An 18091-nucleotide genomic window follows, 5' to 3' on the forward strand; every position below is an offset into this window, starting at 1 on the left:
CGGCGCACGGGGCAGGCGCGCGGCGGCGCGCGCGAGGCGGGGGCGCGCCGATCGCTCAGAGATGCTCGGTCAGGTACTCCACGATGGTGCGGTTCGCGAAATGGCTCGCGACCGGCGACCGGTAGCCGTGCCGCTCGCCCGGGAACACGACCATGTCGAACCGCTTGTCCGCGGCCATGAGCGCCTCGATCATCTTGGCCGTGTGCGCGAAGTGCACGTTTTCATCCATGAGCCCGTGCATCAGCAGCAGCTTGCCGCGCAGGTTCCCCGCGTGCTTCGAGAGGTCGGTCGCCTCGTACCGGGCGGCCGCCTGGTCGAGGAGCCCCATGTAGCGCTCGGTATAGCCGGTGTCGTAGAGCCGATCGTCGGTCGCCGGCGAGCCCGCGACGCCGACGTGAAAGCGGTCGGGCGCCTTGAGGAGCGCCTCCAGCGCCATCCTCCCGCCATAGCTATGGCCGTAGATGCCCACGCGACCCGCGTCGACGTACGGCAGCGCCTTCAGGAACTCGAGGCCCGCGATCTGATCGGCGAGCTCGACCTCGCCGAGGCGCCCGTGGATGGGCGCCTCGAAGGCGCGCCCGCGGTTCGCCGAGCCGCGGTTGTCGAGCTGGAAGACCACCACCCCGCGGTCGGCGAGGTGGTTCCAGAGGAGGAGCGGCGACCAGGAGTTGAACACCGTCTGGACGCCGGGCCCGCCGTACACGCTCACCACGACCGGGTAGCGGCGGCCGGGCTCGATCGTCCGCGGCGCGAGCAGCGCGCCGTACAGCGTGTCGCCGCTCTCGGCGCGCACCTGGACGATCTCGGGGGCGCGCAGGCCGAGGTCCGCGAGCTCGGGGTCGATCGGCGCCGGCATCGCGCCGAGCTCGGCGTTGCCCTCGCCCCGCACCACGGCCTTCCACGGGCGGCCCAGGGCCGAGTGGACGTCCACGTACCCCGGCCCCTTCGGCTCGACGGTGACGAAGTGCACCCCCGGCTCCGCCGTGACCCGCTTCACCTCGCCGCCCGCGAGCGGCACCGTGTAGAGGTGCCGCTCGGTCGGGCCGTCCTTCGTGGCCACGAAGCGCGCCTCGCCGCGCTCCTCGTCCGGCGCGGCGAGCGCGGTGATGTCCCAGTCGCCCGCGGTGAGCTTCGCGAGCTCCGCGCCCGAGTCGGCGTCGCGCAGCGCGAGGTGGCGGTGGCCGCCCGCGGCGGTCGCCCAGAGGAACCTCGGCGAGCGCTCGAGGGGCCGCATCTCGCCGAAGTCCGCCCAGCTCGGCGAGGTCTCGACGACGACCTCGGCGGCCTCGCCCGAGCGCGGGTTCGCGCGGAGGAGCGCGAGGCGCTTCTGGTCGCGCGAGAGCGTCTGGAACCAGAGCGCCTTGCCGCCGTCGGCCCACGCGAACCGGCCGAGGTAGCGCTCCTCATGGCCGCCCTTCCACGCGAGCCAGGTCGTCTTCTTGGTGGCGAGGTCGAGGACGCCCGCCCGGACACGGGGGTTCTTCCCGCCGACGCGCGGGTAGCGCACCATCTGGAGATCTTCCTTGCCGTCGCGGACGCCGAAGACGGGCACCCGCTCGACGTCGCGCTCGTCGACCTCGAGGTAGGCCACCCGGTCGCAGCCGGGGGAGATCCAGAAGCCGCTCGGCTCGTCGAACTCCTCCTGGCCGTTGAAGTCGGTGAGGCCGCGCGAGACGCCCTCGGGCGCGCCGCGGGTGAGCGCGGTCTCGCGGCGCGAGGCGACGTCGATCATGAAGAGCTCGCGCCCGCGGACGAACACGACGCGCTCGCCGCCGTCGCACACCTTGGGATCGATCTCCGGCTCGGGCGTGCTGGTGAGCCGCGCGATCGCGCCCGCCGGGTCGCGCAGGAAGATGTCGCCGCCGGAGGGGATGAGCATCACCTCGGCGCGCTTGGCCCACGAGTACGCGGTGATCCCCCGCGAGAACATGCGCTGTCGCTCGCGGCGGAGCTCCTCCTCGCGGGAGAGCGGCTTCGACTCCTTCAGCAGGTCGCCCGACGCGACGAGCTGCCGTGTCTCGCGCGAGGCGGTGTCGAAGGCGAAGAGCGCCTGCTCCGGCCCGTCCGGCTGCCGCTGGAGGTAGGTGACCAGCTTGCCGCCGGGCGCGTACTGGACCGCCCTGGGCAGCCGCGCGCCGAGCGGCGGTTGCCGGCCGAGGTGCGCGTACGTGACCCGGCTCGCCTCCGGCCCGGCGATGGCCGTCTTCTCCGGCGCGCCGCCCTGCTTCGCCGCGGCGCCGTCCCCGGCGGGGGCGGCCTTCGCCGGCGCGGCTGCCCTGGGCGGGGAGCCCGCGGGCGGGGCGCAGGCGGCGGCCAGGACGGCGGGGAGCACCCACCAGGTTGCGGAGCGCGGCGGAGTTCGCATGGCCGCGATCTCGCCCGACGCGGCGGGGGAAGTCAAACGCCGGCTGCTGCGGCCAGGCCGGAGGCGCCTTTGCGCCTTTGCGACTTTGCGTTGAACTCTCCCCTTCGCGCCTTTGCGATCAGCTCGCGATCCGCCGCAGCACGATGACCGGCCGGCCGGCCTCACGCGAGCGCTCCAGATCCACCTTGCAATCGAGCATCCAGTCGTTGTCGTCGTCCGGGTCGGCGATGATCTGCTCCACCACCCACGAGCCGCCGTCCTCGGCCGGGTGGATGATCGTGTTGCTCGGGCTCCGGGCGGCCGGGTCGGTGCGGATGGCGGCGTGCTCCGCGTAGAAGCCGCGGAGCGCCTCGTCCAGCCGCTCCGCCGTCCAGGGGGCGTCCTCGCCCTCCACCATCTCGGCGGCCACCTCGTAGTCGCGGCGGGCGAGCGCGCGGAGGAAGAAGAACAGCTCGTTCCTGACGAGCACCGTGAAGTCCTTCGCGTTGCGGGTGATGTCGAACGCGGACGGCTCCACGGCGCCGCCGGGGGAGGCCGCGCGCGGCTGGTACGACGGGTCGCGCAGCCGCTCCCACTCGTCGAGCAGGCTCGAGTCCACGCCGCGGATGAGCGCCCTGAAATAAGCGATCATGTCGCTCGTGTCGGCGTCCTTCGCGTAGTCGGGGACGGTCTGGACCAGCGCCTTGTACACCTCGGAGACGTACCTGAGCAGGAGCCCCTCCGCCCGCTCCAGGTTGTACTCCCGGATGTACTCGCCGAACGACAGGTATTGCTCGTACATCTCGCGCGCGACGCCCTTCGGCCGGATGTTCTCCTGCCCGACCCAGGGGTGCCGCCGCGCGTAGTCGTTGAACGTGCCGTAGATGAACTCCGCGTTCGGCTTGGGATAATCGAGCTTCTCGAGCTCCTCCATCCGCTGCTCGTACTCCACGCCGGCCGCCTTGAGCTCCGCGAGCTTCTCGGTCTTCAGCCGATCGAGCTGCTTTTGCAGGATGAGATCGGGGTTCTCGAGGATCGACTCGACGAGCGTCAGGAGATCGAGCGGATAGGTGCCGGTGTCGGGATCCAGCTTCCCCACCGTCTCGAGGACGTAGAGCGAGAGCGCGTGGTTCAGCGAGAAATCCTCCTGGAGATCCGCGTTGATGCGGATGCGCTTGCCGGGACCGTCGTCCTTCGGGACGAACTCGATGATGCGCGCCTCGACGAGGGAGCGGAACAGGAGCATCGCCGTCCTGCCGTGCTGGCGCCGGACCGCGGGCCGGTCGTGCGTGCTGCGGATGAGCCGCTTCATCGCCTGACACCCGCCCTCCTCGCGGCCGAGCACGTTGACCAGCATGCCGTGCGTGACCTGGAACCGCGACACGAGCGGCTCGGGCGGCGACTGGATCAGCCGCTCGAACGTCTGCCGATCCCAGTGCACATAGCCCTTCTCCGGCGGCTTCTTCTTGACGATCTTGCGCCGCTTGGCCGGGTCGTTCCCCGCCTTGGCCTCGAGCCGCATGTTCTCGATGACGTGCTCCGGCGCCTGCGCCACGACGCTGCCCTGCGTGTCGAACCCCTTGCGGCCGGCCCGGCCGCTGATCTGCTGGAAGTCGCGGACGCTCAGGATGGCCGTCTTCTCGCCGTCGAACTTGCAGAGCTTCGTGAACAGCACCGTGCGGATCGGGATGTTGACGCCGACGCCGAGCGTGTCCGTGCCCGAGATGATCTTGAGGTGCCCCTGCTGGGCCAGCTTCTCGACGAGGAGCCGGTACTTCGGCAGGAGCCCCGCGTGGTGCAGCCCGATGCCGTGCTTGACGAAGCGCTGCACCTCCCGGCCGTAAGGGCTCGAGAACTTCACCCCGGCGAGGGCGGCGGTGATCGCCCGCTTCTCCTCCTTGGTGCAGTAGTCCTGGCTCATCAGGTTCTGCGCCTCCTCGGCGCAGGCCCGCTGGGTGAAGCTCACGATGTAGATGGGCGCCTTGCCGTTCTTCACGAGGGTCGCCACCGTCTCGTGCAGCGGCGTCTCGCGGTACTCGAAGTCGAGCGGCACCGGGCGCACGGTCGACTTGATCACGGCGGTCTGCTCGCCGGTGAGGCGCGCGATCTCCTCCTGGAAGAACTCGGTGCCTCCCATCGTGGCGCTCATGAGCAAGAACCTCGCCTGCGGCAGCGTGAGCAGCGGGATCTGCCAGGCCGCCCCGCGATCGCGATCCGAGTAGTAGTGGAACTCGTCCATGATCACGTAGTCGCAGAGCGCCTTCTCGCCCTCGCGGAGCGCGATGTTCGCGAGGATCTCCGCCGTGCAGCAGATGATGGGCGCGTCGCGGTTGACCGACGCGTCGCCGGTCAACATGCCCACGTTCTCGGGGCCGAAATCGTTGCAGAGCGCGAAGAACTTCTCGCTGACGAGCGCCTTGATCGGGCACGTGTAGTAGGACTTCATCCCCTCGGCCATCGCCTTGAAGTGCATCGCGGCGGCGACGAGCGACTTGCCCGAGCCGGTCGGGGTGTTGAGGATGACGTTCTTGCCGCCGAAGATCTCGAGGATGGCCTCCTCCTGCGCCGGGTAGAGCTCGAGTCCACGCTCGGCGACGTAGTCGAGGAAGCCGTTCAAGAGGTCGTCGGCCGTGAAGTCGTGGGGGGACGGCGGGAGGCGAGCGAGGAGCGGAGCGGCGGCTTGATCCATGGCGGCTGGGACGCCCGTCGAGGGGGCGCACCATGCAGAAGCCTGGTTCCACGGAAAATGCAAGCAAACTCCTCCGTGTCGCGGTCGGATCGCCAGGCCTTGCGCGAGATCCGGACGGAAAGGGGGCCGAGGGCAGCCGGGGTGAGCCGGTGACGTGCGCTCGATCCGGCTGCCATGCTGCCGTAACATGGCGACTTCGTGATAGCGTGGCCGGACAAGCGGGGGGGACGCCGCACGCGCACGTCCGGGGGCACGTGGGGCGGGCCGGTGGCCGGGAGAGTGGACGGACAGCGATGGGGGAGACCGCCGGACAGCCACCCGGGTCGATGCGCTCGCCCGGCAGGGGGAGCGCGCAGATCGACGCGCCGGCCGGGCGGCTCCTGCGCGTCAGCGGCTCGCTCTGCCGGCTGCTGGGCTACGCGGAGCGGGAGCTGCTCGGGAAGCGGTTGCTCGACCTGGCGCTGCCGGACGACCGGACGAGCTCGCTGGCCGCATGGCGCTCGCTGCTCGAGGCCGGCGAGGAGGAGCTCACGTTCGAGATGCGCTGCCGCTGCAAGGACGGCGGCGTCCGCTCGCTCCAGCTGACGGGCGTCTCCGTCGGTGACGCGCGCGACCGGCCGTATCGCGTGGTGGTGTTCGTCGAGGACGTCACCGAGCGGCGGCGCGCCGAGGAGCGGGCGCTCACGGCGGAGCAGGCGCTGGCCGAGAGCGAGGCCAGGATGCAGCGGCTGTTCTACAGCAACATGGCCCCGATGGCGTTCTGGATGCCCGATGGGCGGATCGTCCAGGCGAACGACGCGTATCTGCAGCTCGTGGGCTGCACGCGGGAGGAGCTCGCGGCCGGCCTGGTCCGCTGGGATTCGGAGCTGCTGCCGGAGGATCGTCCGGAGGACGAGCGCGCCCGGGCGGAGCTGTTGTCGGGCCGGTGGACGTTCGCGCCGTTCGAGAGGACCCATGTGCGGCGCGACGGGACGCGGACAAGGATGCTCGTGAGCGGCTGTCTGCTGCCCGCGGGGCGGTTCGAGGACGGCGGCTTCGTGCTCGCGCTCGACATGACGGCGCTCCGGCGCGCGGAGGCGGCATTCCGGCAGAGCGAACGGGTCTTCCGCGCCATCGGGGACTCCATCGATTACGGCGTCTGGGTCACCGACCGCGAGGGCCGGAACATCTATACCAGCGAGGCGTTCCTGCGCATGGCGGGGCTGACCCAGGCGGAGTGCTCGGAGGGCAAATGGCTCGACGCGATCCACCCCGACGACCGGCACAAGGTGGCGCTCTTCCGGCGGTGCCTGCCGACGGGCGAGCCGTTCGAAGAAGAGCTCCGCTACGTCGGCGCGGACGGCGTCGCCCACCCCACCCTCAGCCGGGCCGTCCCGATCCGCGACGAGCGGGGCGAGATCACCGCCTGGGTCGGCCTGTGCCTGGACATCGGCCGGCTCAAGCGCACGGAGGAGGCGCTGCGCGAGAGCGAGCGCCGGCTCCGGGCGGCGCTCGACGACGCGCAGCGGGTCATCGCCGAGCGCGAGCGCCTGGAGGACGAGCTCCGCCGGCGCGAGCGGCAGCTCGCGTCGCTCATGGCGAACTCGCCCGACGCGATTTACCGCCTGGATCTGGATCTGCGCTGCACGTTCATGTCGCCCACCTCGCTGACGGTCACGGGGCTCCCGCCGGAGCATTACGTCGGCAGGACGCCGCGCGAGAACGGGCTCCCGCTCGAGGTGTGCGAGGCGGGCGAGGCGGCGTGTCGCGAGGCGCAGAGGACGGGCAGGCCGCAGCGGATGGAGTTCGGCCTCGGAGCGCGGAGGTTCCGCGCCCGGTACATCCCCGAGCTCGGCCCCGACGGCGCGGTGGAGTCGTTCATGGGGATCACCGAGGACGTCACCGCGGAGCGGCTGGCCGAGGAAGAGCGCCAGAAGCTGCTCGAGAGCGAGCGCGCCGCGCGCGACGAGGCCGAGCGCGTCAGCCGGGTCAAGGACGACTTCGTCGCCACCCTCTCGCACGAGCTGCGCTCGCCCATCAACGCCATCCTCGGCTGGGCGCGCATCCTCCGCAGCCGCCCGCCGGAGCCGCAGGCCCTCGCGCGCGGGCTCGAGGTCATCGAGCGCAACGCCCGCCTCCAGGCCGACATGGTCTCCGAGCTGCTCGACATGAGCCGGATCGTCTCCGGGAAGCTGCGCCTCGACGTCCAGCCGGTCGACCTGCCCGCCGTCGTCCAGGGCGCCCTCGAGGCGGTCAAGCTCGCCGCCGAGGCCAAGGGCCTCACGGTCGTCTCGAGCGTCGAGCCCGAGGCCCTCTCGCTCAAGGGCGACCCGGCCCGGCTCCAGCAGGTCGCCTGGAACCTGCTGTCGAACGCGGCGAAGTTCACCCCGGCCGGCGGGCGGATCGACGTCGCGCTGCGCCGCGCCGGCGCCCACGCCGAGCTGTCGGTCAGCGACACCGGCCCGGGCATCGCCCCGCAGTTCTTGCCCCACCTGTTCGAGCGCTTCCGCCAGGCCGACGCCTCCTCGACGAGGAAGCACGGCGGGCTCGGTATCGGGCTCTCCATCGTCAAGCACCTGGTCGAGCTGCACGGCGGCACCGTGCAGGTCGCCAGCCCGGGCGAGGGCCGGGGCGCCACCTTCACCGTCAAGCTGCCCCTCGCCGGCGTCTCGCCCCAGGCGCCCGGCGCGACGCAGCGGCCCCCCGCGGCGCGCGCAGAGCCGGCGGCCGCCTATCCGGCCGACGAGCTCACCGGCGTGCGCGTCCTCGTGGTCGACGACCAGCCCGACGCGCGCGAGGTCGCCCAGCGCGTGCTGGAAGAGTGCGCCGCGCGCGTCACCACGGCCGGGTCGGCCGCGGAGGCGGTGGCCATGCTGGAGCGCGAGCGCCCCGACGTGCTCGTCAGCGACCTCGGCATGCCCGACGAGGACGGCTTCCAGCTCATCCGCAGGGTGCGCGGCCTCGGCCCGGACCGCGGCGGCGCGACCCCGGCCGTCGCCCTCAGCGCGCTGGCCCGGGCCGAGGACCGGGCCAGGGCCCTCGGCGCCGGCTACCAGGCCCACGTCGCCAAGCCCCTCGACCCGGCGGAGCTCGTGGGCGTCGTCGCGGCGCTCGCCAGGGACCGGGCCACGGGGTGAGACGCCGTTGTTCCTGGGGAGCGCTTCGGAGAAGTAGACGTCCAGCCAGCGTCGAGCGGCGCCGGGCGCACGCTCGACGTGATCACGGCGATCTGCTCGCCGATGAGCCGAGTGATCTCCTCCTGGAAGAACTCGATGCCTCCCATCGTGGCGCGCATGAGCAGGCGTCTCGCTTGCGGCGGCGGTGGCCGGATGTGAACATGAAGGCGGGGAGGCGGGAAGAAAAGGTCAATGAGCGTCCTGCCTTCCCGCCTTCATGTGAACCACTCCGGGGAGATTGGGCCACCACCCTTGCGGCAGCGTGCCTTGAAATGACGGAACCATGCGAGCAAACGCCTCCATGTCCCGGTCGGATTGTCGGACTCCGCGCGAGACCCGGACGGAAAGGACTCCGAGGACAGCCGGGGTGAGCCGGTGACGTGCGCTCGTTCCGGCTGCCATGCTGCCGTAACACGCCGTGTTCGTGATAGCGTGACCGGACGAAACGAGGGGGACGCCGCACGCGCACGTCCGGAGGGCACGTGGAGCGGGCCGGTGGCCGGGAGAGTGGACGGACAGCGATGGGGGAGACCGCCGGACAGCCAGCCTGCTCGATGCGCTCATCCGGCAGGGGGTGCGCGCAGATCGACGCGCGGGGCGGGCGGCTCCTGCGCGTCAGCGGCTCGCTCTGCCGGCTGCTGGGCTACGCGGAGCGGGAGCTGCTCGGGAAGCGGTTGCTCGACCTGGCGCTGCCGGACGACCGGACGAGCTCGCTGGCCGCATGGCGCTCGCTGCTCGAGGCCGGCGAGGAGGAGCTCACGTTCGAGATGCGCTGTCGCTGCAAGGACGGTTGTATCCGCTCGCTCCAGCTGACGGGCGTCTCCGTCGGTGACGCGCGCGACCGGCCGTATCGCGTGGTGGTGTTCGTCGAGGACATCACCGAGCGGCGGCGCGCCGAGGAGCGGGCGCTCGCGGCGGAGCAGGCGCTGGCCGAGAGCGAGGCCAGGATGCAGCGGCTGTTCTACAGCAACATGGCCCCGATGGCGTTCTGGATGCCCGATGGGCGGATCGTCCAGGCGAACGACGCGTATCTGCAGCTCGTGGGCTCCGCGCGGGAGCAGCTCGCGGCCGGCCTGGTCCGCTGGGATTCGGAGCTGCTGCCGGAGGACGAGCGCGCCCGGGCGGAGCTGTTGTCGGGCCGGTGGACGTTCGCGCCGTTCGAGAAGACCCATGTGCGGCGCGACGGGACGCGGATAAGGATGCTCGTGAGCGGCTGCCTGCTGCCCGCGGGGCGGTTCGAGGACGGCGGCTTCGTGCTCGCGCTCGACATGACGGCGCTGCGGCGCGCGGAGGAGGCGTTCCGGCAGAGCGAGCAGGTCTTCCGCGCCATCGGGGACTCCATCGACTACGGCGTCTGGGTCACCGATCGCGAGGGCCGGAACGCTTATGCCAGCGAGGCGTTCCTGCGCATGACGGGGTTGACCCAGGCGCAGTGCTCGGAGGGCAAATGGCTCGACGCGATCCACCCCGACGACCGGCACGAGGTGGCGACCTTCTGGCGGTGCCTGCGGACGGGCGAGCCGTACGAGAAAGAGCTCCGCTATCTCGGCGCGGACGGCGCCGTCCACCCGGCCCTCAACCGGGCCGTCCCGATCCGCGACGAAGGGGGCGAGATCACCGCCTGGGTCGGCCTGTGCCTGGACATCGGCCGGCTCAAGCGCACGGAGGAGGCGCTGCGCGAGAGCGAGCGCCGGCTCCGGGCGGCGCTCGACGACGCGCAGCGGGTCATCGCCGAGCGCGAGCGCCTGGAGGACGAGCTCCGCCGGCGCGAGCGGCAGCTCACGTCGCTCATGGCGAACTCGCCCGACGTGATCTTCCGGCTCGACCCCGAGATGCGGTGCACGTTCACGACGGCCGCCGTCGAGGCGGTGACCGGGTTCCCGCCCGAGTACTACCTTGGCAAGCACGGCTTCGAGACCGTCCTTCCGCGGGAGATGTGCGAGGCCAGCGAGGCCGCGTGTCGCGAGGCGGCGAGGACAGGCAAGCAGCAACGGATCGAGTTCACCATGGGCGAGCGCAGATACCGGACGCGCTTCATCCCCGAGCTCGGCCCCGACGGCGCGGTGGAGTCGTTCATGGGGATTTGCGAGGACGTCACCGCGGAGCGGCTGGCCGAGGAAGAGCGCCAGAAGCTGCTCGAGAGCGAGCGCGCCGCGCGCGACGAGGCCGAGCGCGTCAGCCGGGTCAAGGACGACTTCGTCGCCACCCTCTCGCACGAGCTGCGCTCGCCCATCAACGCCATCCTCGGCTGGGCGCGCATCCTCCGCAGCCGCCCGCCGGAGCCGCAGGCCCTCGCGCGCGGGCTCGAGGTCATCGAGCGCAACGCCCGCCTCCAGGCCGACATGGTCTCCGAGCTGCTCGACATGAGCCGGATCGTCTCCGGGAAGCTGCGCCTCGACGTCCAGCCGGTCGACCTGCCCGCCGTCGTCCAGGGCGCCCTCGAGGCGGTCAAGCTCGCCGCCGAGGCCAAGGGCCTCTCGGTCGTCTCGAGCGTCTCGTGCGTCGAGCCCGAGGCCCTCTCGCTCAAGGGCGACCCGGCCCGGCTCCAGCAGGTCGCCTGGAACCTGCTGTCGAACGCGGCGAAGTTCACGCCGGCGGGCGGGCGGATCGACGTCGCGCTGCGGCGCGCCGGCGCCCACGCCGAGCTGTCGGTCAGCGACACCGGCCCGGGCATCGCCCCGCAGTTCTTGCCCCACCTGTTCGAGCGCTTCCGCCAGGCCGACGCCTCCTCGACGAGGAAGCACGGCGGCCTCGGCATCGGGCTCTCCATCGTCAAGCACCTGGTCGAGCTGCACGGCGGCACCGTGCAGGTCGCCAGCCCGGGCGAGGGCCGGGGCGCCACCTTCACCGTCAAGCTGCCCCTCGCCGGCGTCTCGCCCCAGGCGCCCGGCGCGACGCAGCGGCCCCCCGCGGCGCGCGCAGAGCCGGCGGCCGCCTATCCGGCCGACGAGCTCACCGGCGTGCGCGTCCTCGTGGTCGACGACCAGCCCGACGCGCGCGAGGTCGCCCAGCGCGTGCTGGAAGAGTGCGCCGCGCGCGTCACCACGGCCGGGTCGGCCGCGGAGGCGGTGGCCATGCTGGAGCGCGAGCGCCCCGACGTGCTCGTCAGCGACCTCGGCATGCCCGGCGAGGACGGCTTCCAGCTCATCCGCAAGGTGCGCGGCCTCGGCCCGGACCGCGGCGGCGCGACCCCGGCCGTCGCCCTCAGCGCGCTGGCCCGGGCCGAGGACCGGGCCAGGGCCCTCGGCGCCGGCTACCAGGCCCACGTCGCCAAGCCCCTCGACCCGGCGGAGCTCGTGGGCGTCGTCGCGGCGCTCGCCAGGGACCGGGCCACGGGGTGAGACGCCGTTGTTCCTGGGGAGCGCTTCGGATAGGTAGAGGTCTTTCCGGCGCCGTGCCGGGGGCGATCGCGAGCAGCCATGGTCCAGCAGATCTCCGTGAAAGAGCTCTTTCTGAAGCTGAAGGCGGGCGAGCCCGTGGTGCTCCTCGACGTGCGCACGCCCGGCGAGCACGAGATCGCGGCGCTGCCGGGCAGCACGCTGATCCCGCTGACCGAGCTCACCGAGCGCGCGGACGAGGTCGCGGCCCCCGACGGCGCGCTGATCGTCGCGTACTGCCACCACGGCGTCCGGAGCCTCTCGGCCGCCGCCATCCTCGAGAAGCTCGGCCACGCGCGCGTCGCGTCGCTCCAGGGCGGCATCGACGCGTGGTCGGTCCACATCGACGAGAGCGTCCCGCGGTACTGACGCGGGGGCCGCGCGCGCGAGGGAGCGGGCGAGCGCCTGTTCGAGGGCCGCGCCCGGCCCGCCGAGGTCAGCGGCGGACCCGCGCGATGGCGTCCAGCGCGGCTCAGTTGAGGGAGGCGGCGCCGAGCCGGAAGTAGAGCCTCCGGCGCGCGCCGCACGCGCTGCAGGCGACCTGCGCGACGCGGAGGCGGACGCCGTCCAGCGTCTCGGCCGTGTGGTCCTCCACGCGGAGGGCGCCGCGGCAGCGCGGGCACGGGATCGACCGCGCGGCCACCTCGACCTGCGAGGCTGCGTCGAGCGCGATGGCGCGCTCCGGGGTGTGGCCCGGCTCGAGCAGCGCGATCCGCTCGATGTCGCGGGTGAGCTTCTCCGCCGCGCGGTCGCCCGCGCGCCGGGCGGCGCGGGCCGAGAGCTTCTTCTTCGCCATGGGGTCTCCCTGCGCTCCGGGTCTACCAGCTACCGGTCGTCGCGGATCGCGGGCGCGGGCTCGTGCGGGGCCGGCGCCTTGAGGTCGTGCGCGGCGCTGCCCGGCGGGCGCGGCGGAGGGCGCGCGGGCTTGCGCAGCGCCCCGTCCAGCCGGGGGTCGGGCGGCGCCTTGGGCCCGGAGGCGGCGGACGAGGGAGCCGCGCCCGGCCCCGCCCCGCCGGCCGCGGCGGAGCCGGGAGGCTGCGTCGCGGCCGCCGCCGCGCCGGCCGCGCCCTCCAGCGCCTCGCCGGCCGACGCCGGGGTGTCCGGGGGCTCGGGCTCGCCCGCGGCGTCGAGCGGCGAGGCGTGGGCCGGCGCCCGCGAGGCCGGGCCGGACGAGGGGGCGACGTTCGGCGATTGCTCGGGGCGGCGGGGCCAGAGCGTCACCCCGACCGCGACCGCGGCCGTCAGGGAGGCGGCCGCGGCGATCCGCGCGGCCGCGCGGCGGCGCTTGCGCAGCATGAGGGAGCTCTGCTGGCCGGGGCGGCGCTCGGTCACGACGGGCACGCTCCCGATGCTCTCCTCGCCTTCGGTCGGCGGGCGCGCCGCGAGCATCCGGTAGGGCCAGGGCAGCGTGGGGCCGTCGTCGTTCGCCATCTTCAGCGTGGGCCCGTCCTCGCGCGCCATCGTCAGCGTGGGCCCGTCCTCGCGCGCCATCGTCAGCGTGGGGCCGTCCTCGCGCGCCATCATCAGCGTGGGCCCCTCGTCGCTGGAGACCGGCACCGAGGTGCGCTCGCCCGGCGCGGCGTCGCGGGTGCGGAGGGCTTCGGCCGCCGCGCCCGGGCTGGCCAGGGTCGTCACGTGGTCGCCGGGCGCGACCACGGTGGCGCGGCGGCTGAACCTCCCGTCGGGGTCGTCGTCGGCGCCCGGGCGCGGCCAGGTCGCCGTGGCGCCCTGGAAGCGCATCGCGCCGGCGGGCGTGGTGCTGGCGGCGGGGTCGGGCGGGAGCGGCGGGGGCGGCAGCGAGGGGAACGCCTTGCCCGCGGCGATCGCCTCGATCTGGTCGCGCGCGCGCGCCGAGTGCTCGGTGCCGAACGGGGCGAGCGCGCGCGACAGCTCCACGACGCTCTGGAGGCGCTGCTGCACGTCCTTCTCCAGGCAGCGCAGGATGATCTCCTCGAGGTGGACGGGCAGCTCCCACCGGTGCACGCGCGGCGGCCTGGGCGCGTCATTGACGATGGCCACGAAGAGGGCCGAGATGGAGGGCGCGTCGAAGGGGAAGCGCGCGGTGAGGAGCTGGTAGAGGATGATCCCGAGCGCCCAGACGTCGGTGCGCGCGTCGACGTCCTTCGTGCAGCGCACCTGCTCGGGCGACATGTAGCAGGGGGAGCCGAGCATCATCTCCGACGCCGTGAGCTTCCCGTCCTCCTCGCCGGCGTCCTCGGCCGACTTGGAGAGGCCGAAGTCGAGCACCTTGACCAGGGGGACGCCGCTCGGGCCGGTCGTGAGGAAGAGGTTCCCCGGCTTCAGGTCGCGGTGGACGATGCCGCGCGCGTGCGCCTCCGCGACCGCCTCGCAGCTCTGGAGCACGTAGTCGACGGCCTCGGAGACCGGCAGGGGGCCGCGGGCGTCGAGCACCTGCTGGAGGTCGCGGCCGCGCAGGTACTCCATGACGAGATACGGCAAGCCCATCTCGGCCGTGCCCACGTCGATGACGCGGGCGACGTGGTCGCTCCGGATCGCCGCGGCGGCGCGCGCCTCGCGCAGGAAGCGGGCGCTCGCGCCCGGGAAGTCCTTGGCCCGCGGGAGGAGGAACTTGACCGCGACGCGCTGGCGCAGCGAGACGTGCTCTGCGACGAACACGGCCCCCATGGCGCCTCGGCCCAGGCTGCGCTCGAGGCGGTATCTCTGCGCGAAGACCTCACCTATTCTTGGGATGCCTGCGGCGGATGCGGGCGCATCCGGCTTCATGGCCCGACCTCCATCGGCTCACTATAGCCGCACCGGGGCCCATTTTGACGCGAAGATGCGGGCGTCAGGCGCCGCCAGGCGGCGGCATGCGGGGGAGGCGCAGCGCGTGCGCCGCGGTCGCACGGATTGCGTGGGTCGCGCCGGGGCGTGGCGCACGTCCTGCGCCGGACCGCCGGGGGTTGCGCGCAGAGGGCAGCACGATCTTCGAGCGAGGCCGAGGAGCATGCGCCGCCTGTGAAGCGACCGATCGCAGCCGGCGCCGGGCGCGCGGGCTCACTCGTTACGGCCGTCGCCGCGGCCGATCGGCAGACGCCGCGTCCGGATACGGCGATCCTCGAAGACAAGAACGCTTCCCTGGGCGAGGAGCGGCGCGATCGGCTCCAGGTTGGCGAGGAGCAGCGCCGCTTGCTGATCGGGCCGCCGGTCGGTGCCTCGGCGAAAGAGGATCACCGAAGGCCGGTCTGTCCCGCGCACCGCGAGCAGCGTCCCGAAGTCGGCGTCCGCCGAGACGAGGACCCGATCTTCCCGAGCCGCGCACTCCATCACCTGCTCGTCGGGCGCCGCCGCCATCCCGTAGTCCCGCACATGCACGGCGTCGTGCCCCGCCTCGCGCAAGCGTCCGGCCAGGATCGGCGAAAGGGCGTTGTCGATCAGGAATCTCATGAAGCTGCGCGGAGCGGCAGCTCGCCGTCACGCACGGCCTCTGCGGCGTAGTGCAGCGCCTCGCGCACGTCTTCCCGCTCCAGATCCGGGTACGCCTCCAGGATCTCCTCCACCGTCAGGCCGTCCGCCACCATGCCGACCACCGTCGCGACCGGGATGCGAAGGCCGCGGATGCAGGGTGCGCCGCCCATCTGCCCAGGATGAACCGTGATTCGCGAGAATTTCATGATGGTTCCCTCTCCACGCATACGGCACGCATGAAACCGGCGCAACCTGCGGCGCTGCGCCTGACTCCATGTCGTCCCGCGGCCCCGCGCCTGCGCGCCGCCGCTCCCGCTCGGAGCATTGCGACGTCGCGCCCGCCGTGGCACGAGCGCGCCCTCATGCCGACCCGCCCCTTCGCCCTGGGCCGCTCTCGCCCGCTGTCGGGTGATCCCGGCGCCGCCGCCGCGCGCCCGCTGGAGCTCCCCGCGCACCACCTCGTGACCCACGGCGTGGTCGTCGGCATGACCGGCAGCGGCAAGACCGGGCTCGTCATGGTCCTCGTCGAGGAGGCGCTGCGCTCGGGCGTCCCGGTGCTCATGGTCGACGTGAAGGGCGACCTGCCCAACCTGCTCTTCACCTTCCCGGAGCTCTCCCCGGCCGAGTTCGAGCCCTGGATCGACCCCTCGGCGGCCGCGCGCGACGGCCGCGGCACGGGCGACGTCGCCGCCGAGCTCGCGGCGCGGTGGCGCGCGGGGCTCGCCGCCTCGGGGCTCGGGCCGGCCGACGTCGCCGCGCTCCGCGCCCGCATGGCGCCGCGCCTGCTCACGCCGGGCACCACCGCGGGCGAGCCGATCCACGTGCTGTCGGCGCTGGAGACGCCCTCGTCGCTCTGGGACGAGGACGAGGAGGCCGCCCGCGAGGCGCTCTCGGCCTCGCTGTCGCTCCTGCTCCGGCTCGTCGGGCGCGACCCGGATCCGGCGCGGAGCCGCGAGCACGTGCTGCTCGCGCACCTCGCGGAGCGGCGGCTGCGCGAGCGCCGGGCCGCGGGGCTCGAGGAGCTGCTCGCCGACCTCGCCGCGCCGCCGATCGCCGCGGTGGGCGCCCTCGACGTCGACGCGTTCTTCGCCCCGAAGGAGCGGCAGGCGCTCGCGCGCGAGCTCAACACCCTGCTCGCCTCCCCCACGTTCGCGACGTGGCGCAAGGGCGCGCCGCTCGACGTCGCGGGGTGGCTCGCGCCGGACGCCCGGAGCGGCAAGACGCCCGCGGTGATCGTGAGCGTCGCGCACCTGGAGGACGACGAGCGGCTCCTCGTCCTCGGACTGCTGTTCGATCAGCTGCTCTCGTGGGTGCGCGGCCTCGCCGGGACGAGCGACCTTCGCGCCCTCGTGGTCTTCGACGAGGTGTTCGGGTTCCTGCCCCCGCACCCCGCGAACCCGCCCACCAAGCGGCCGCTGCTCGCGCTCCTGAAGCAGGCGCGCGCCTTCGGCGTGGGCGTCGTCCTCGCCACGCAGAACCCGATGGACCTCGACTACAAGGCGCTCTCCAACGCCGGCGCGTGGTTCGTGGGGCGGCTGCAGACCGACGCCGACCGCGAGCGCGTCGTCGAGGGGCTCTCGGGCGCGGACGGGGGCGCCGGCGGCGTCGACGCCGCGGCGCTGTCGGCCACCCTGAAGGCGCTCCCCCCGCGCACGTTCTTCGTGCGCGACGTCCACATGCAGCCGCCGTCGTTCCTGGCCGAGACGCGGTTCAGCCTGTCGTGGCTGCGCGGCCCGGTCACCCGGCGCGAGATCGGCCGCCTCGTCCGGGGCATGTCCCCTCCCCCGCCCGCGCCGCCGCCGGCCTCGCCGGCGGCGCCCGCCGCATCCGGGCCGCCGCACGCCGCACCCGCGCCCGCGGCCGCATCCGGGCCGCCGCACGCCGCACCCGCGCCCCCGGCCGCGAGCGCCCCCGCGGCGAGGTCGCCGGCGCCGCTCCCGCACCCGCCGCCCGTGGGCCCGGGCGGCACCGTCGTCCTCGATCCGCGCCGCCCGCCGCCCGTCCCCGCCTCGCACGCCGCGCGGCGCGGCGAGGCCGCTCGCGCGAGCGCCGGAGCCGCGGCGTCGGCCTCGCCGCCGCCCCCCGCGTCGCCGGCGGCGCCGCCCGCGCCGCCCGAAGGCTGGCGGAGCCTCTACGCGCACGCCCCGGCCGCGGCCCCGGAGGGCTTCCGTTACATCCCCTGGGTGGCGTGCTCGGTCGTCGCCCACCTGCGCGACGCGAAGCTCGGCATCACCCTCAACCAGAGCCAGCTCCTCGCCGCCCCGCTGCTGGCCGACGGCCGGCCGGATCTGTCGCGCGTCACCCGGCTCGACCCCGCGCTGCTCTCCCCCTCGCCCGCGGCGGGGGCCCGCTTCGCCGAGCTGCCCGCCCCGCTCGCGAAGCGCGCCGCCGCGCAGGCCGCGGCGCGCGCGCTCCGGGAGCACGCCTACCGCACGACCGAGGCCGCCGTGGCCGTCCACCGGGAGCTCGGGCTCGCGCAGGCCGAGGGCGAGCCGCTCGAGGCGTTCGCCGCCCGCTGCCGCGCCGCCGCGGCCCGGCTCGCCGCGGCCGAGCAGCAGCAGGTGATCGGCCGGTTCGCGCCCAGGATCGCGCGCCTCGGCGAGCGCATCGCCGCCGCGAAGGCGCGGTACGACCAGGCCGAGGCCGAGGTGGCCGCGCTCCCCGGCGCGGTGGGCGCGGCGCTGCTGGGGCTCGTCGCCGGCCGCGAGACCGCGCGGCGCGCCGGGACCCAGCGTGACCGGGCCACCGCGAAACTGGAGCGCGCGCGAACGGAGTGGACCGAGGCGGACGCCGCGCTCCGCGACCTCCACGCCGCCCAGGCCGCCGAGCTCTCCGCGCTGGAGCAGCTCCCCCAGCGCGCCGCCGAGGGCATCGAGACGAAGCGCCTCGTCCCGAGGAAGAACGACGTCGAGGTCGCCTTCGTCGCGCTCGCGTGGGCCGCGACGCTCGCCGGCACGGCGTGAGCCTTCGCCCTGGCGCCCGGCGGCCCTCGCCACGGCGCCCGCGCCGCCGCCCGCAGGCCGGGCCGCCGTACCCCCTGGCGCCGCCCCGCCCGCGGGCCAGCTCGCTGCAGCCGGGGCGCAGCCCGCTGCAAAGC

Annotated in this window: 10 protein-coding genes; 4 read left to right on the forward strand and 6 right to left on the reverse strand. The window is 73.9% G+C overall.

Features of this window, described 5'->3' with window-relative positions; translation table 11 throughout:
* Window positions 1-55 precede the first annotated feature (55 nt).
* The gene (locus WMF26_RS26320) at window positions 56-2365 is read right to left on the reverse strand and encodes an alpha/beta fold hydrolase (protein WP_437994918.1); all 2310 of its coding nucleotides are present in this window, start codon (window positions 2363-2365) and stop codon (window positions 56-58) included.
* A gap of 118 nt (window positions 2366-2483) precedes the next feature.
* Window positions 2484-5033, reverse strand: coding sequence for a DEAD/DEAH box helicase (locus WMF26_RS26325; RefSeq protein ID WP_437994919.1), 2550 nt, complete (start codon window positions 5031-5033; stop codon window positions 2484-2486).
* Window positions 5034-5326: 293 nt separating this feature from the next.
* Between WMF26_RS26325 and WMF26_RS26330 the strand changes: the two genes are divergently transcribed.
* From WMF26_RS26330 to WMF26_RS26340, 3 genes are all read left to right on the forward strand, one after another.
* On the forward strand, window positions 5327-8149 hold the full coding sequence (locus WMF26_RS26330; RefSeq protein WP_437994920.1) for a PAS domain S-box protein: 2823 nt from the start codon (window positions 5327-5329) through the stop codon (window positions 8147-8149).
* A 593-nt stretch (window positions 8150-8742) separates the two neighbouring features.
* A complete protein-coding gene (locus WMF26_RS26335) occupies window positions 8743-11529 on the forward strand; it encodes a hybrid sensor histidine kinase/response regulator (protein ID WP_437994921.1) in 2787 nt (928 codons plus the stop codon).
* 78 nt (window positions 11530-11607) lie between these two features.
* On the forward strand, window positions 11608-11934 hold the full coding sequence (locus tag WMF26_RS26340) for a rhodanese-like domain-containing protein (protein ID WP_437948951.1): 327 nt from the start codon (window positions 11608-11610) through the stop codon (window positions 11932-11934).
* Between the two features lie 103 nt (window positions 11935-12037).
* On the opposite strand, the gene WMF26_RS26345 is transcribed toward WMF26_RS26340, so the two are convergent.
* The 4 genes from WMF26_RS26345 to WMF26_RS26360 form a co-directional block, all read right to left on the reverse strand.
* Entirely contained in the window at window positions 12038-12361 is a 324-nt protein-coding gene (locus WMF26_RS26345; RefSeq protein WP_437948952.1) for a hypothetical protein, read from the reverse strand.
* 29 nt (window positions 12362-12390) lie between these two features.
* Window positions 12391-14310 carry a serine/threonine-protein kinase gene (locus WMF26_RS26350; RefSeq protein WP_437994922.1) on the reverse strand — a complete coding sequence of 640 codons (1920 nt, stop codon included), beginning with the start codon at window positions 14308-14310 and terminating at the stop codon, window positions 12391-12393.
* A 273-nt stretch (window positions 14311-14583) separates the two neighbouring features.
* The gene (locus tag WMF26_RS26355; protein ID WP_437994923.1) at window positions 14584-14973 is read right to left on the reverse strand and encodes a DUF5615 family PIN-like protein; all 390 of its coding nucleotides are present in this window, start codon (window positions 14971-14973) and stop codon (window positions 14584-14586) included.
* The gene (locus WMF26_RS26360) at window positions 14970-15200 is read right to left on the reverse strand and encodes a DUF433 domain-containing protein (protein WP_437719830.1); all 231 of its coding nucleotides are present in this window, start codon (window positions 15198-15200) and stop codon (window positions 14970-14972) included. Before WMF26_RS26360 ends, WMF26_RS26355 begins: the two co-directional genes overlap by 4 nt.
* 156 nt (window positions 15201-15356) lie before the next feature.
* On the opposite strand from WMF26_RS26360, the gene WMF26_RS26365 reads away from it, so the two are divergent.
* Window positions 15357-17957 (forward strand): helicase HerA-like domain-containing protein, encoded by a 2601-nt coding sequence (locus WMF26_RS26365; protein WP_437994924.1) that lies wholly within the window; start codon window positions 15357-15359, stop codon window positions 17955-17957.
* The last annotated feature ends 134 nt before the right edge of the window (window positions 17958-18091 follow it).

The sequence above is a fragment of the Sorangium sp. So ce185 genome, from assembly GCF_051526825.1.
GTDB classification, from domain to species: Bacteria; Myxococcota_A; Polyangia; order Polyangiales; family Polyangiaceae; genus Sorangium; species Sorangium cellulosum_D.

What these genes read in the sequence shown, in the direction of transcription:
- WMF26_RS26320 (WP_437994918.1), bottom strand. Translation starts at nt 2,365, where the DNA reads ATGCGAACTCCGCCGCGCTCCGCAACCTGGTGGGTGCTCCCCGCCGTC.
- WMF26_RS26325 (WP_437994919.1), bottom strand. Translation starts at nt 5,033, where the DNA reads ATGGATCAAGCCGCCGCTCCGCTCCTCGCTCGCCTCCCGCCGTCCCCC.
- WMF26_RS26330 (WP_437994920.1), top strand. Translation starts at nt 5,327, where the DNA reads ATGGGGGAGACCGCCGGACAGCCACCCGGGTCGATGCGCTCGCCCGGC.
- WMF26_RS26335 (WP_437994921.1), top strand. Translation starts at nt 8,743, where the DNA reads ATGCGCTCATCCGGCAGGGGGTGCGCGCAGATCGACGCGCGGGGCGGG.
- WMF26_RS26340 (WP_437948951.1), top strand. Translation starts at nt 11,608, where the DNA reads ATGGTCCAGCAGATCTCCGTGAAAGAGCTCTTTCTGAAGCTGAAGGCG.
- WMF26_RS26345 (WP_437948952.1), bottom strand. Translation starts at nt 12,361, where the DNA reads ATGGCGAAGAAGAAGCTCTCGGCCCGCGCCGCCCGGCGCGCGGGCGAC.
- WMF26_RS26350 (WP_437994922.1), bottom strand. Translation starts at nt 14,310, where the DNA reads ATGAAGCCGGATGCGCCCGCATCCGCCGCAGGCATCCCAAGAATAGGT.
- WMF26_RS26355 (WP_437994923.1), bottom strand. Translation starts at nt 14,973, where the DNA reads ATGAGATTCCTGATCGACAACGCCCTTTCGCCGATCCTGGCCGGACGC.
- WMF26_RS26360 (WP_437719830.1), bottom strand. Translation starts at nt 15,200, where the DNA reads ATGAAATTCTCGCGAATCACGGTTCATCCTGGGCAGATGGGCGGCGCA.
- WMF26_RS26365 (WP_437994924.1), top strand. Translation starts at nt 15,357, where the DNA reads ATGCCGACCCGCCCCTTCGCCCTGGGCCGCTCTCGCCCGCTGTCGGGT.